Below are 15,447 nucleotides of genomic sequence, written 5' to 3'. Positions count from 1 at the left end.
CGCTTGGATCGCGGCACCAGAGTGGAATTTCAGAACGGAAGATACCTCGCCCGGACGGGCGTGTTACGCGTTAGATAAGCGCTTACCTAAGAAGAGTCAAACAGGCCCTCAGAACTTCACAACGACCGCTAGAACGATAACAACCATTAGAACGGTCGGAACCTCATTCATCATGCGGTACTGCCGCCCAGTCAGCTTATTTCGCCCCTCAGCAAAGTCCTTGCGCCGAGCCATAAGCCAATGGTGAAACCATGTCATGCCGATCACTGCTGCGCCTTTGACCCAGGGCCAGCTCCAGTCCCATCCGACAATACCAGGCGTGAAAACCATGATCAGCCCGCAAATCCAGGCCACGACCATTGCGGGGCGCATGATCACACGCAGCAGCTTTTCTTCCATTTCAAAGAAAATCTGTTGCGCACCCTCTACGGCTTGCGCCTTTTCAACGTGATACACGAACAATCTGGGCAGATAGAACAAACCAGCCATCCATGAAATCACGGCCATGATGTGCAGCGATTTCACCCAAGGGTATATTGCGAAAAGAATATCGGTCATTGGGTATTCCGGGCTTACCTGAAACCCTCCTAATAAAAAAAATTAGAAAGAAAAAGGATGATGGTTTTGTAGGGAGGTCAAATTCGGTGGATTACTTTTTTGTCCTGCCTTTTTCCCTAGGTGGAAAAAGTGAAGCACATCGGCACAGAATCTGTTGATCAAGAAAAAAAATGATTAATAACAATAAATTATGAGATAAAAGCTCGGGCTGAATTGTGGATAACCATTGGAACAATCCGGGACGGGATGCTTATCCGAGTATTCCAACTTATCCTTGTCCCGTCTGGACAGGATCCGGGCGACTCGGGGAAGTCTTGCGCCAAATTCCCGGGGTTGCGTGTCAACCGGAAAGCCATACAAACCATTCGAGACTACTCATTGATTTGCACACGGGGTTTTCCACATGACTGTCCCCATAGTCCTTGCCTCAGGGTCCGTGATCCGCGCGCAGTTGCTCAGAAACGCAGGCGTCCCGTTTTCGGTTCAGATCGCGCGGGTGGATGAAGACACAGCCAAACGCGCCCTGATGGCTGAGGGAGCTTCGCCCCGTGATGTTGCCGATGCGCTTGCCGAAATGAAAGCACGTAAGATCAGTGACAAAGTGCCCGGCACTATGGTTCTGGGTTGCGATCAGGTTCTGGATTTCGAAGGTCAGATGCTGTCGAAGCCGGAAACGCCGGAAGAAGCACTGGCGCAGCTTAAAGCAATGCGCGGCAAGCGACATATGTTGCTGTCGGCGGCGGTGATCTATCAGGATGGTGAGTCCATCTGGCGGCAAGTCGGTCAGGTGCGTTTGCGGATGCGGGCCAGCTCGGATGCTTATTTACGTGATTACGTGGCGCGGAACTGGGACAGTATTCGGCACGCAGTGGGGGCTTATAAACTGGAAGAAGAAGGCGTGCGCCTGTTTGCCACCATTGACGGCGACTACTTTAACGTCTTGGGTATGCCCCTGTTAGAGCTGCTCAATTTTCTGGCCGTGAAGGGAGTGATCGATCAATGACGGAGCATCGCGTTCCTCTGGCCGGCGTGATTGGGCAACCCATTGCACATTCCCGCTCGCCAAAACTGCACGGGCATTGGCTGAAAACCTATGGATTGGTGGGGCACTACATCCCAATGGATGTCGCCCCGGCCGATCTGGAAACCGTTCTGCGGACACTACCGAAGGCTGGGTTTGTTGGGGCCAACGTGACCGTACCGCATAAAGAGGCTGCTTTGCGGTTGGCGGATCATGTCTCGGACCGTGCCTCAGTCATCGGGGCGGCAAATACGCTTGTATTCCGCGAGGATGGTTCAATTCACGCGGATAATACGGATGGCTACGGGTTCATGGCCAATCTTCGCAGCGGTGCGCCCGATTGGAACCCGCAGGATGGGCCTGCGGTTGTATTTGGTGCGGGCGGTGCTGCGCGGGCGGTGCTTCAAGCGCTGGCAGAAGCCGGAGTGCCTGAAATCCTGTTGACCAACCGCACCCGCACCCGTGCGGATCATTTGAAGGAAGAGTTCGGCCAACGGATTACGGTCGTTGACTGGGTGCAGGCGGGAAATGTGATCGAAGACGCAGAACTAGTCGTGAACACCACGTCTTTGGGTATGCAAGGGCAGCCAGAGTTACGCGTTCCACTGGATGGATTGCAACCCGGCGCTGTTGTCACCGATCTGGTATACGCGCCGCTTCAAACGCATCTGTTAAAACAGGCGGAAGAGGTTGGATGTACAACGGTCGACGGGCTGGGAATGTTGCTGCATCAAGCTGTTCCCGGGTTTGAACGCTGGTTCGGTGTTCGCCCCGAAGTGGACGCTGAAACCCGCGCGGCGGCCTTGGCATGAGTTTTGCGCTGGGGCTCACCGGATCAATCGGGATGGGCAAGAGTACGACCGCTCAGATGTTTGCAGATGAAGGCTGTGCGCTTTGGGATGCGGATGCTGCGGTGCATAGGCTCTATGCAAAGGGCGGTGCGGCGGTTGAGCCCATGCGGATTACGTTTCCTACCGCCATTGCCGAGGATGCGGTCAGCCGGGATGCATTGAAGCAAATCATTGCGAATGATCCTGACGCGCTAAAAACAATTGAAAAAATCGTACACCCTCTGGTAGCGGCGGATCGCGCCTCATTTCGTTCTTCGTCGTCCGCCGATATCTTGGTATTCGACATTCCGCTGTTGTTTGAAACCGGTGGTGATGCGGCGATGGATGCTGTTGCTTGTGTTTCAATCTCTGCTGAAGAACAAAAAAGACGGGTCATGGCGCGCGGCACGATGAATGAGGCGCAGTTTGAGCAGATTCGCTCCAAGCAAATGCCAAACGAAGAGAAATGCGGGCGGTCGGATTTCGTGATTGTCACGGATACTCTGGACCATGCTCGCGCGCAGGTGCAGGATATCGTCAGGCAGATACGGGCAGGGTTGGCAGATGCGTGAGATTGTACTCGATACCGAGACCACAGGGTTTGATCCCGAAAGCGGCGACCGGATCGTCGAGATCGGCGCGGTTGAGCTGTGGAACCACGTTGCCACAGGAGAAACTTATCACGTCTACATCAACCCCGAGCGTTCTATGCCGGAAGAGGCATTTGGTGTGCATGGCATCGGCCCCGACCTGCTGGAAAACCCGCGCCCGCCGGAAAAGGGCGAAGTGACGCTGAAGGACAAACCTGTCTTTGCCAAGGTTGGGCAAGGGTTTCGTGAATTCGTGGGTGACGCCAAGCTGGTGATCCACAACGCCTCGTTCGACATGAAGTTTCTGAACGCCGAACTGGGCTGGATGGGGGTGTCGCTGATCCCGATGGATCAGGCAATCGACACGCTGGCCATTGCGCGTAAGCGGTTTCCTGGATCACCCGCTTCGTTGGATGCGTTGTGCCGCCGGTTTGGCATCGATAACTCAAACAGGGTGCTGCACGGCGCGCTGCTTGACTCGGAAATTCTGGCCGAAGTGTATCTGGAGCTGATCGGAGGCCGTCAGCCCGACTTTGGATTGTCAACGTCGGCAAGCGCAGCGTCTGGCGGTGGTGAGGAATGGCGCCCGACAGTGCGACCCGATGCCCTGCCATCCCGGATCACCGAGGATGAGCGCGCAGCACATCAGAAATTTGTTGAAAAGCTGGGCGAGAACGCCCTGTGGACCCGCGCCTGACCCGAACCAGACGCGGACCAAAACCTTAGGCGTCGGTTTTTTGCTCTTGTGCGGCCGCCTGACGGCGCGCCAGTTCGTTGCGATAGAGCGCCACGAAATCAATGTTATCCAGGTTGACCGGCGGGTAGCCACCGTCGCGTGTGATGTCGCTGACGATGCGGCGCAGGAACGGGAACAGCATGCGCGGGCATTCGATCATCAGGAACGGATGCATTTGATCTTCGGGCACACCTTCCACGTGGAACAGGCCGCAATAGTCGATTTCGCACAGGAACAGGACGTCTTCTAGGCCCTTGGCCTTGGATGTCAGTTTTAGCTTGATCGAGACTTCATACTGGTGCTCGGTCGTGCGTTTCTTTGCGTCCAGATTAACCTGAACTGAAATCTCGGGCTGTACGTCGCCTGAGACGCCTTTTTGCGCCATGACGTTTTCAAAGGACATGTCGCGAATGAACTGTCCCAGAACGCGCATCTGGATCTGAGGGGCTGCCTGTGCGGCGGTGTTTTCTGCAGGGCTTTCGTCAGCCATGAAACTTCTCCGGAATTGAAATTCGGCACTGCTTAGCAATTTGGGCCGGATAGCTCAATGCTGGTGCGGGCCTTCCACCCACTTCGACGGCTTTCCGGAGTTCTGGCGAGGGCGAACCTCGGTGAATTCGCCATCTATCACATCGTCCTGATCAAACGGGTTTGGCCCCGACCTGAATTGTGCGCCGGTGCCCATTTGAAAATGTGTGATGGTCGCCTTGGACTTGAGATAGCGGAACACTGCGACCCGGATGCCGGGAACAAGCAGCGCAAAACCAATGGCATCGGTGAAAAACCCTGGTGTCAGCAGCAAAACACCAGACAGCAAGATCATCGCCCCATGGGCCAGCGGTTCGGTTGGGTCGTCCAATTCGGCAAAGGATCGCTGCAAATTCGCCAGCGCCATGCGACCTTGTGTCCGCACCAGAACCGTGCCCAGAACGGCGGTCAGAACCACGATTGCAAGCGTCGGCCAAAGCCCGATCAGACCGCCAACCTGGATAAACAGGGCGATCTCGATGATCGGAACCAATAAAAAAGCCAAGAACAAGTACATTTGCGGTATCCTTTAGCATGGTCCGGGCTGTGGACTTGGCCCCGACTGTCACCTACATAGTGGCAGAGGGCAGCGTATACAAAGCCCGGGTTCTGAAAAGAGGACGAAATGAACTCACCCCTGATCCAGCTTCTGGTGCTGGCCGGAATTGCCATTTTCCTGATCCTGCGCTTGAAAAGCGTGTTGGGTACACGCGAAGGTTTTGAGAAACCGCCCCTTCAGCAACAGCCTGATACCAATGGCGCGCGCCGTGATTTCGAAGTGATTGAAGGCGGGCCAGATCACGACATCACCGACCATGTGGCCGAAGACAGTGAACAGGCGCAAACATTGGCCGCAATGAAGCGGGTCGAACCCAGTTTTTCTGTCAGCGAATTTGTACAGGGCGCGCGCGGCGCCTATGAGATGATCGTGATGGGCTTTGAAAAGGGCAATCTGGACGAAATCCAGCCGTTCCTGTCCGAAGAAGTATTCGACAGTTTTGTATCGGTTGTTGCGGATCGTGAAGACAAAGGTCTGACCATCGAAGCCGAATTCATCGGGGTGCGTGAAACCACTCTGGTCGATGCGAGCTTCGATAAGGATACCAATCAGGCCGAGATCACCATGCGCTTTATCGGTGAGCTGACGTCGGTCGTGCGCGATCGCGGCGGGGATATTGTCGAAGGCAACCCGAACACCGTCAAACGCCAAAAGGACAGCTGGACCTTTGCCCGTGTCATGGGCGCGGACGATCCGAACTGGCTGCTTGTTGCCACGGACGCATGATTGCAGCGCTCCGGTCGCTATTTCTGGGGGTCGTCATGACCACTGCCAGCGCCGCCGGAGCCGAGGCGACGCGATCCATCCTGTCATTCGATGACCTCGATGGCTGGGCCGCCGACGATCACGGGGCGGCCCTTTCGGTTTTTCTGAACACCTGTGGTGATCTGGACGATCCTGATTGGCAGGCGCTGTGTGGCGTGGCTCAGAGTTATGAACCTGGCGCGGCGCGGGCTTTTTTCGAGCTGTTCTTTCGTCCTGTTCTGGTCGAAGACGGCGATGACGCCCTGTTCACCGGATACTTTGAACCTGAACTGGATGGGTCGAAAACCCCAACTGACAAATACCGCTATCCACTCTACCGGATGCCGCCCGAGGCGCGAGAGGCGGGCAAGTGGCTCAGTCGCCGTGACCTGCTGACCGGTGACGCCCTGACAGGTCGGGGCCTTGAGATAGCGTGGGTCGATGACCCTGTTGAGCTGTTCTTTCTGCAAATTCAAGGCTCGGGCCGGATACGTCTGCCCGATGGCGGTGCATTGCGGGTTGGATATGGCGGTGCGAATGGGCATCCCTATCGCTCGATCGGCGCGGAACTGGTCCGACGGGGTGCGCTGGGCGCGCACCAGGTCAGCGCGCAGATGATCCGGACCTGGGTACGCAAAAACCCTGAAGCCGGGGCTGAGCTGTTACTACACAACCCTTCGTATGTTTTCTTCCGTGAAGTGACGCGTGTCGCGCCCGAGTTTGGGCCGTTAGGCGCCATGAACCGCTCAGTGACCACGATGCGCAGTATCGCGGCAGATCCGGCTTATACACCTTTGGGCGCGCCAGTTTGGGTAGAAAAGGATGGCAAAAACCCGCTGCGCCGATTGATGATCGCACAAGACACCGGATCGGCGATCAAGGGTGCGCAACGTGCCGACATTTTCTTTGGCACAGGGGATGATGCCGGGCAGGCCGCCGGTCGCTTGAAGGATCCCGGCCGTATGGTTGTGCTGTTGCCGATCCAGAGGGCCTACGCCCTGTTACCGGATGAGTTCTGATGACCCGGCGCAAACTGACTGCGGATGAGATCGATTTGTGGCGCAAGGTCGCCAAACAGGCTGAGCGTTTGCACCCCGAACTGCCTCAGACTGTGCACCCCACTACCTTGCCCAAGCCCAAACCGACCAAAACGCCCAAGGCGCGGATAGAAGCCTTTGAACTGGGTCAGACTGCGCCAACCAAACCGTCACGGAATAACCTGAAGCCATCGATCACCGAAGGTTTGCGGGCAAATCCGGTGCAGATGGACACCAAGTCTTTTGGTCGCATGAAACGCGGCAAGCTCAAGCCCGAAGGCAAGCTGGACCTGCACGGGATGCGCATGAGCGCAGCCCATCCCGCATTGGTTCGGTTCATCCTGACCGCACAGGCACAGCGCAAACGGCTGGTGTTGGTCATAACCGGCAAGGGCAAGGACCGGGACGAACCGGGACCTATTCCAACGCCGCGTGGGGTCTTGCGCAATCAGGTGCCCCACTGGTTGTCTATTCCGCCACTTGCACAAGCGGTGCTGCAGGTAACACCCGCACATATCAGCCATGGCGGTGATGGCGCCTATTACGTTTACCTCAGGCGCGTCCGTTAGTCGGATCGCTGATTCTAGCTGGCCCACATGAACCGGATTCGCACGCGAACCCTGCCCTTACCCCTACTGGTTTATTGTTTCTGCAGGTCCCGCAACCCCGGTGATAAACTGCCGGCGCAATGAAACTTCGTAGCCTTGTCCAAGGCTTGCGAGGTTGTGCTTAACAACACAACCAGAACGGTACGGCAGACAATCGCCGATCCCATCTGATTGCATTGACCCAGCGGTTTCCGATTGCTTACCCTACGTAAAGCACCCCTGTGGCGCTGATATTTTTATGACGAATTTATGGTGGCCGAATGTTAGGCTCCACTGCCATTTCCCGACCTCAAAGGTCGGAAGCATCCGCCATTTCAGGTGACAATGGCGCCAACAAAGATGTGCTGTCGCTTAATCTGCCGAAAGGCGGTGGCGCGATTTCTGGTATTGGTGAAAAGATTACCTCGAACCCGGTGACCGGGTCTGCGTCCTTGACGATTCCGGTTCCTGTCAGCCCCGGGCGCGGTGGTTTCACACCAGAGCTGCAACTGAGCTATGAGGCTGGCACCAGCAGCGGCATATTCGGCTTTGGATGGTCACTTTCGCTGCCCGAGATCACGCGCAAAACGGAAAAAGGCCTGCCCCGATACGACGATGCCGCCGGATCGGATGTCTTCCTGATTTCTGGGTCTGAAGATCTGGTGCCGCTGCTCGATTCTCAGGGGGCACAATGGGAAGATCGCGCGCGGTTTCCAGGTGTGACCATCCACAGGTTCCGCCCACGGATCGAAAGCACTTTTGCCCGCATTGAGCGGTGGACAGACGAGGCGTCGGGTATCGCGCATTGGCGTGTCACGTCGCGCGAAAACGTCACTTCGATCTATGGCGCGTCAGGCCTATCAAGGGTGGCAGACCCGGACGACCCCGCCCGTGTATTTCGCTGGTTGTTGTCCGAGACCTTTGACGACAAAGGCAACGCCATCCGATACGAGCATGTCGCCGAAGACGCAGTTGGCATCGATCAGGCGCAGGCGCACGAAGCCAATCGGTCCCGCACAGCCGAGCGGTACCTGAAACGCATCCGCTACGGCAATCGAGTCTCTCGTTTGGTTGATCCGGATGTGAATGCAGCTGGATGGCTGTTCACGGTCGTATTCGATTATGGCGAAGACCACCTGTTGCCAATCGCACCTGATCCCAACGTGGCGGCGGACGCGCAGCATGAGCTTGTCCATGCATCCGCTGATCCCGGCCGAAATTGGCAAGTGCGCCCGGACCCCACATCAAGCTACCGCGCGGGCTTTGAGGTTCGGCGCTATCGTCGCTGCCATCGAATTCTGACATTTCACGATATCCCCGACCTGCCGACGGGCGAACCGGGCTATCGCGGTCTCGTGAAGGCAACTGAGTTTTCCTATGACGATTTCACCCCTCCCGGTGCTGACACTGATGACGAGCGTCAGCACCTCGGCAGTACGCGCTATGGCTCATTCCTCATGGCGGTCGCGCAGTCGGGCTTCGCTCCGGACGATACTGTTGCACCACGCGATGTGAACGGAGCCACGTTCCTTGCCTATCGGCGTCAGGCGATTCCGCCCGTGGAATTCACATATAGCCGGGCCGAGGTGAACGATATTGTGCACAGCCTTGACCGCGGGCAGACCGAAGGTGCTCCGGCCGGACTTACCGATCCGGCAAACTGGGTTGATTTGGACGGTGACGGTGTTGGTGGAATTCTGACCTCGACCCCGGGTGCCTGGCATTACACTCGCAACCTTGGGCCAATGAACGGCACGGCGCGCTTTGCGGCCCCCGTGCTGGTTGCCGAGCGGCCTGCATTTGCTGAGTCAGGCCAATGGATGGACCTTGCTGGGGATGGTCGCCCGGATCTGGTGGTAATGGACCGGACAACCCCGGGGTTCCATGAGCGCGACGCACAATCAGGTTGGTCCGACTTCCGCGCGTTTGAATATTGGCCACATGTAGATGCGTCCAATGACAGCATGAAGATGGTTGACCTGACTGGCGATGGCCTTGCTGACATTCTTCTGACCGAGGAAACCGCTTTTGTCTGGCACCCCTCTGAAGGCGAGGCCGGGTTTGGCCCCGCGCGCAGGCAAGCGCAGCCATGGAACGACACTGACGGACCCCGACTTGTGTTTTCCGATCCGGAGGCTGCAATTTTTCTGGCGGATATGTCCGGCGACGGATTGTCTGATCTGGTTCGTATCCGCTGTGGTGAAGTCGCCTATTGGCCCAATTGCGGATATGGGCGTTTCGGCACCAAAGTGGCGATGGACGATGCGCCACAATTTGATCGCCCCGAAATGTTCGACCGCAGCCGCCTGCGCCTGACGGATATCGACGGCTCGGGCACCACCGACATTGTCTATCTGGGTGCAGAAGGTATCGACCTCTATTTCAACATGTCTGGCAACCGGCTTGCACCGCGTCGACGCCTAGGGAATGTGCCGCCGCTTGATACCGAAACTTCGGTTGATCTGCTCGATCTATTTGGAACGGGCACCGCCTGTCTTGTGTGGTCCTCTACTTTGTCCCGCGACGCAGGTCAGCCACTGCGTTACGTCGATCTGATGGGCGGACAAAAACCGCACCTCATGACCCGATATGTCAACAATTTCGGTGGCGAGACCGAATTGCGCTATGCCTCGTCGTCGCGGTTTTACCTGCAAGACCTTTGTGAAGGACGTCCTTGGGCCACGCGCCTGCCGTTCCCGGTGCAGGTGGTTGATCGCATCGTCACACATGATCGTGTGGCGCAAACCCGGTTCGTATCTCGCTTTGCCTTTCACCATGGTCATTTCGACGGGGTCGAGCGCGAGTTTCGCGGGTTCGGCATGGTCGAACAATGGGACACCGAGGAATTCGCAGCGCTCTCGTCAGATGCGCTGGGGCCACTGGCATCAAACGAAGACCCGGCATCTCATGTTCCGCCCGTCCTGACCAGAACATGGTTTCATACCGGCGTGTATCTCGACCAAGGTAGTCTGCCCGATGTCTTGGCTGGTCTGCTTGATGGGCAGGATCGTGGGGAATACTGGCGCGCACCCGCTTGGCGTGACGACGATGTTGAAGCGCGGCGGCGGCTTTTGCCCGACACGGTGTTGCCACCCGGATTGACAACCGAAGAAACACGCGAGGCTGCGCGCGCGCTTCGCGGCACGGTGCTGCGGCGTGAAACCTATGCGCTCGATGGCAGGGCGGAGCCCGGCTATCCCAATGGTCACCCCTATCAGGTGGTCGAGCAAACGCAGACTGTGCATTTGCTGCAGTCCCGTGGACTCAACCGTCATGCCGTGTTTCTGACCCATGCCCGGGAAAGTCTAACCGCGCATTATGAGCGGATCCCCGATGACCCGCGCCTTCAGCATCAGGTCATACTGGAGGTTGACCCGTTTGGGACTGAACTGCGCCGCGTCGATGTCATGTATGGCCGGCAAACACCTGATCCGACGCTGACGCCTGAAGATCAGGCGCGCCAGACGCTGTTATATGCGGTATTACACACGCGACGCGTCACGGACCTGATCGCGACAGATCAAACCTACCGCGCCCCGGTGTCATGTGAAGAACAAAGCTTTGAGCTTACCGGCCTAAGCCCAGCGCCGGGTGCGCGTTTGTCCTTTGATGAGATCGAGACAGAGGCGAACGCTGCAGCCGATCTTGCTTATGAAACGACCCCAACCGCGGGTCAGGTGCAGCGTCGTCTGATCGAACACCGCCGTCAGTATTTCCGGGATGATACGCTGACCGGCCCACTGCCGCTTGGCCAGATGGGCAGTTTGGGGCTTCTCCATCAAAGCTTCCAACTGGCCTTCACGCCGGGTCTTGTCACGCAGGTTTATGGAGGCCGCGTTGGTGCGGCCGAGATGGCGCAGGCGGGATACACCGAGATTGACGGCGACGGCCAGTGGTGGCGCCCATCGGACCGTCAGCTTTTGTCGCCCTCAAGCGGTGATACGCCCGCGCAAGAGCTGGCATTTGCACGTCAGCATTTCTTTCGACCACATCGCCTGCGGGACCCGTTCCATCAGCCTGCGACACATACGGAAACAACAGCCCGCTATGACGCTTTCGACCTGCTGATCGAGGAAACGCAGGACGCATTGGGCAATCGCATGTCGGCAGGGGTACGCTCGACCGGTCCAGCTGGCGCAATCACCGAACGCCGACAGGATTATCGCGTTTTGCAAGCCTCGGTATTGACCGATGAGAACGGTAATCGCAGCGAGGTGGTCTTTGACGCCTATGGCCGCGTGACCGGCATGGCCCGAATGGGCAAGGTCGATGGGCCCGACGAAGGTGACAGGCTGGATGGCTTTGATCCGACACTGGTGCCTGCAGCACGCACCCAAGTGCTGACTAATCCGCGCGGACCTGAAGCTCTGGTAGCACTTGGGCGCGCGACAATGCGTTATGTTTATGATCCCTGGGCCTATTATCACTCTCGTGGGGATCCTGTCCCATCACCCGTCATCGGTCTTTCCCTGCATCGAGAGGTTCACGACAGTGATCTTTTGCCGGGTCAAACCACCCCGTTCCTGGCCGAACTTACCTTTACAGATGGGATGGGGCAGGAAATTCAACGCAAGATTCAGGCCGAAGACGGTCCGGTCCCAACGCGTGATGGCTCGGGGAACATCCTGTTGGGTCCTGATGGTCGACCGGTTATGTCCGCATCGCCGTCGCCACGCTGGGTCGGTACCAGCTGGCAAGTGCGCAACAACAAAGGCAATATTGTTCGACAGTTCGAACCGTTCTTCACAGATCGCCCGACCTATGAGTCCGACATCCGCATCGGTGTAAGCCCAATTTTCTTCTACGACGCATTGGGCAGAGAGAACGGGATTTTGAATCCCGATCATACATGGAGCAAACACCGGTTTTCTGTTTGGGACCAGACGACATGGGACCCGGGCGATACTGTACTGATTTCGGATCCCGCCCAAGACCCCGATCTTGGCGACCATTTCCGCAGGTTGCCGCAGGCTGCCTATTTACCCACTTGGCACGCGCTGCGCACCGATCCGGCGCAAGCGCAGGCGTTGGCGACCCGTTTCCCCGATCCCGAAGACCGGCAGCGCGCCACTGAGGCTGCATCGAAATCGGCGCTTTATCATGACACACCGATGCGGGCTTTGGCGGATACCCGTGGTGCGCTGATCGCGCGCCTCACTCCGAACCGCACGCTCTACAGCAACGCGGCCCCGGGCACCCTACCGACCGAGACACTCCACCGCGTTGCGACCGAAATCGATATCGAAGGCAATACGCGCCGAACCTGGGATGAGCTCGGGCGCGAGGTTCAGCGTACCGCTTTCGACATGCTCAGCACCGCCATTCGGACCGACAGTATGGAGGGCGGTACCCGTTGGCGGCTAACGGATGTAAGTGGCGAAACGGCGTTTACGTGGGATGCGCGCGACCACCTGCTGCGCCACGAATTCGATGTATTGCGCCGACCCATCGCCACGCATCTAAGCATTAATGCGGGTCCTGAACTGCGGATCGATGAAACGATCTACGGAGAATCGCTGCCGACACCCGAAGCCCTGAACCGCCGCAAACGCATTGCGATCAGCCGCGACCAATCCGGCACGATGGAAATTCTGGCCCATGATTTCAAAGGCAACCCAATCCGCAGCCAGCGGCAACTGGCGCAGGAGTTTCGCACCACGCTCGATTGGGCCGCACCCGTGGCGACTGAGCCCGAGATTTTCGCAGGGCAAACCCGCTTTGACGCGCTGGACCGTCCGGTCCAACTGGTGCCGCTGCAATCGCAATCGCCGGGCGCGCGCATCCAGGTTGTGCAGTACCGCTATAACCCGTCCTCGCGGCTTGATCGGGTGGACACCTGGCACGCACGACCCGCGGCACCTGACACTTTATTGGATCCCGCCACTGCGGATCATGCCGTGGTCACAGGCATTGCATACAACCCTTGGGGCGACCGCGAACGCATCACCTATGGCAACGCGGTTGAAACAGAAATCCTGCATGATCCGTTGACCCGTCTCACCGAACGCATCATCACCCGGCGCGATGCAACCGGATTTGGCTCGGACTGTCCGACACCGCCAGTTGCAGGCTGGCCAGGATGCCACTTGCAGGCGCAGCACATGATCTACGATGTGTCCGGTCACGTGACCCATATCCGCGACAGCGCGCAACAGCAGATCTTTTTCCGCAATCGCCGTGTTGATGCCTCTAACGACTATACGTTTGATGCCCTGCATCGATTGATCGAGGCGACGGGCCGCGAACATCTGGGCCAGCAAGGCGGCGCACCCGGTGCCCACAGCTATAACGATGCCGCGCGAACCCGGCTGCCACACCGCGGTGATGGTTTCGCCCTTGGCCGGTATCTTGAGCGTTTTCACTATGACATTGCGGGCAACCTGATTGAGATGCGCCACCGGGGCTCTGATCCCGTGGCGCCCGGTTGGACGCGGACCTACACCTATGGCGAGGACAGCGATCTGGCCGCGGGGGTATCCTCGAACCGCTTAAGTCAAACATCGGTCGGTGCCGTGAATGATATCATCAGTCAGGGCGGCGATGGCTATGACGCGATGGGTAACATGTTGCGGCTTTCCCACCTCGATCAGATCGCATGGGATCATGACAACCAGCTGCGTATGTGTCGCCGTCAGGCAGTTGGACCGGGTGATACGGACGGTCTTGCCCATCAGGGGGACCGCACATTCTTTGTTTACGCATCTGACGGGACTCGCATCCGAAAAGTGACAGAAACCGCTGCAGGAGCCATCCGTCGCGAAACGATCTCGCTGGGCGGGTTCGACATTATCCGCGAACCGGGTGCAAACCCGCGGACCCGAGAGACCCTGCATGTGGGGGACGAAGCTGGCCGTATTGCATTGGTTGAGACGACGATCGCCGGTGGTGCGGTCAGCCGCGTCATTCGTTATCAGCACAGTAACCATGTGGGCAGTGTGGGGATCGAACTGGACGAGAACGGCAATGTTCTGTCTTACGAGGAATACAGCCCCTTCGGCAGTACCACCTATCAAGGCGTTGCCACCGCTGGCCTAGGTCCGAAACGTTTTCGATATACCGCGATGGAGCGGGATGCCGAAACCGGGCTTAACCATCATGGTGCCCGCTATGCCGCCCCTTGGCTCGGCCGATGGATCAGCGCCGATCCCATCGGAATTGAAGGCGGGCTGAACCTTTATGCCTATGCCTATAACAACCCGGTAACGCTCAACGATCCCGAGGGCACTGCGCCGCCCACTGTGCCCAACGGAGGCCTTGAAGTTGCATCGTTGCAGAAGGGTCTTGAGACGCTTGATGCGCTGGCGACTCAGGTCAGGAACACCGAAGGCAGCGTGCAGGAGTTTGCCCTTATCAAAGAGAACAACACGTTCAAGATATTGAAGGGCACGGCCACCAAGCCCGAGGTCTCGATTCCAAAGGGAACGACGGCTATCGCACACACGCACCCGCCCACTGCCATGGTTTCCTTTGCAGACGTCAACACCACCCATGCCCAGGGTGTGAAGGTCGCCGGAGTCCGGTCTCACCTGGTGGCGCATGGCAACGGCAATTGGACGCTGATCGAGATCCCGAAACAGGGAAACGGAATGTTGACCTCATTCGACACCAATACCGGCATGATCAAGGGCACCGTGCAAGTCTACCGCCCGGGCGCTGCGCCCGATACTGCGTCGATGGTGCAAAAAGTCGACACCATGAACATGGTGAACAAGCAAGGCAAAATCACCTCAATCTCCAAGCTCGCCAAAGCAATGCGGGGTAGCAAGGCAGTGTCGCAGACCCTGTCCGGGGGCCGCGCCATCCTAGGGGTCATGGGCCGTGGGCTCATGGTGATCGGTATGGCGGCCAGCGGCATTCAGGTTGGCACAGGGATCACTCAAATCGCCGAAGGCGAGACCGGCGTGGGCACTGCAAATGTGGTCGAGGGCACAGCCTCGGGCACACTCAACGTGGTCTCGGTGTCGGGCAAGCTCGTCACGGGTGGTGGTGCCGGATCGGTCCTTGCCGCCGGGCTCGCAGCTTTCGGCTCAATTGCATTGGCCGGAACCGAAGCTCGCTCCGCCATCAAAGGCGAAAAAACCGCCGCGCGCGAAGCGGCCGATTATTGGGTGGACGAAATCGATGCAGGCCATCGTCAGGGCGGCGTTGGCGGCTTTTTCCGACGGTCCGCTGGATACCTTGGCCTGGGCGCGGCAGGCACGATGTCGATCCTGCAAGGCCAGGGCATCAAAGGCCATTTGAAATGGTGAACGCAGTT

At 58.0% G+C, this 15,447-nt stretch carries 11 protein-coding genes; 8 read left to right on the top strand and 3 right to left on the bottom strand.

Annotated elements, in window-relative coordinates:
* Nucleotides 1–108: 108 nt before the first annotated feature.
* Nucleotides 109–558, bottom strand: coding sequence for a protoporphyrinogen oxidase HemJ (hemJ, locus tag ACR0MJ_RS18210; protein WP_170408805.1), 450 nt, complete (start codon nt 556–558; stop codon nt 109–111).
* A gap of 403 nt (nt 559–961) precedes the next feature.
* On the opposite strand from hemJ, the gene ACR0MJ_RS18205 reads away from it, so the two are divergent.
* The 4 genes from ACR0MJ_RS18205 to dnaQ are packed head-to-tail and all read left to right on the top strand — an operon-like array spanning nt 962 to nt 3,696.
* The gene (locus ACR0MJ_RS18205; RefSeq protein ID WP_480762095.1) at nt 962–1,561 is read left to right on the top strand and encodes a Maf family protein; all 600 of its coding nucleotides are present in this window, start codon (nt 962–964) and stop codon (nt 1,559–1,561) included.
* Nucleotides 1,558–2,391: a shikimate dehydrogenase gene (locus tag ACR0MJ_RS18200; protein ID WP_170515525.1), complete on the top strand. Its 834-nt coding sequence runs from the start codon at nt 1,558–1,560 to the stop codon at nt 2,389–2,391. Before ACR0MJ_RS18205 ends, ACR0MJ_RS18200 begins: the two co-directional genes overlap by 4 nt.
* Nucleotides 2,388–2,981 (top strand): dephospho-CoA kinase, encoded by a 594-nt coding sequence (gene coaE, locus ACR0MJ_RS18195; protein WP_480571620.1) that lies wholly within the window; start codon nt 2,388–2,390, stop codon nt 2,979–2,981. Before ACR0MJ_RS18200 ends, coaE begins: the two co-directional genes overlap by 4 nt.
* Entirely contained in the window at nt 2,974–3,696 is a 723-nt protein-coding gene (gene dnaQ, locus ACR0MJ_RS18190) for a DNA polymerase III subunit epsilon (RefSeq protein ID WP_480762090.1), read from the top strand. The genes coaE and dnaQ overlap by 8 nt, the downstream gene beginning before the upstream one ends.
* 25 nt (nt 3,697–3,721) lie before the next feature.
* On the opposite strand, the gene secB is transcribed toward dnaQ, so the two are convergent.
* Together secB and ACR0MJ_RS18180 are read right to left on the bottom strand one after the other, a co-directional pair.
* Nucleotides 3,722–4,225 (bottom strand): protein-export chaperone SecB, encoded by a 504-nt coding sequence (secB, locus tag ACR0MJ_RS18185; protein WP_170399455.1) that lies wholly within the window; start codon nt 4,223–4,225, stop codon nt 3,722–3,724.
* 54 nt (nt 4,226–4,279) lie between these two features.
* Entirely contained in the window at nt 4,280–4,780 is a 501-nt protein-coding gene (locus ACR0MJ_RS18180; RefSeq protein ID WP_170399458.1) for an FxsA family protein, read from the bottom strand.
* 108 nt (nt 4,781–4,888) lie between these two features.
* On the opposite strand from ACR0MJ_RS18180, the gene ACR0MJ_RS18175 reads away from it, so the two are divergent.
* The 4 genes from ACR0MJ_RS18175 to ACR0MJ_RS18160 all read left to right on the top strand — a co-directional run bounded on the left by ACR0MJ_RS18175 (nt 4,889) and on the right by ACR0MJ_RS18160 (nt 15,439).
* Nucleotides 4,889–5,548 (top strand): Tim44/TimA family putative adaptor protein, encoded by a 660-nt coding sequence (locus ACR0MJ_RS18175; RefSeq protein WP_480562834.1) that lies wholly within the window; start codon nt 4,889–4,891, stop codon nt 5,546–5,548.
* Nucleotides 5,545–6,585, top strand: coding sequence for a murein transglycosylase A (gene mltA / locus ACR0MJ_RS18170; protein ID WP_170408811.1), 1,041 nt, complete (start codon nt 5,545–5,547; stop codon nt 6,583–6,585). The genes ACR0MJ_RS18175 and mltA overlap by 4 nt, the downstream gene beginning before the upstream one ends.
* Nucleotides 6,585–7,172, top strand: coding sequence for a Smr/MutS family protein (locus ACR0MJ_RS18165; protein WP_170598476.1), 588 nt, complete (start codon nt 6,585–6,587; stop codon nt 7,170–7,172). The genes mltA and ACR0MJ_RS18165 overlap by 1 nt, the downstream gene beginning before the upstream one ends.
* Nucleotides 7,173–7,471: 299 nt before the next feature.
* On the top strand, nt 7,472–15,439 hold the full coding sequence (locus tag ACR0MJ_RS18160; RefSeq protein ID WP_480762086.1) for a SpvB/TcaC N-terminal domain-containing protein: 7,968 nt from the start codon (nt 7,472–7,474) through the stop codon (nt 15,437–15,439).
* Nucleotides 15,440–15,447: the final 8 nt, after the last annotated feature.

The sequence above is a fragment of the Ruegeria sp. C6 genome (genome assembly GCF_056537625.1).
The sequence above is the reverse complement of the archived record's forward strand: the minus strand, read 5'-3'. Positions and strand labels throughout refer to the sequence as shown.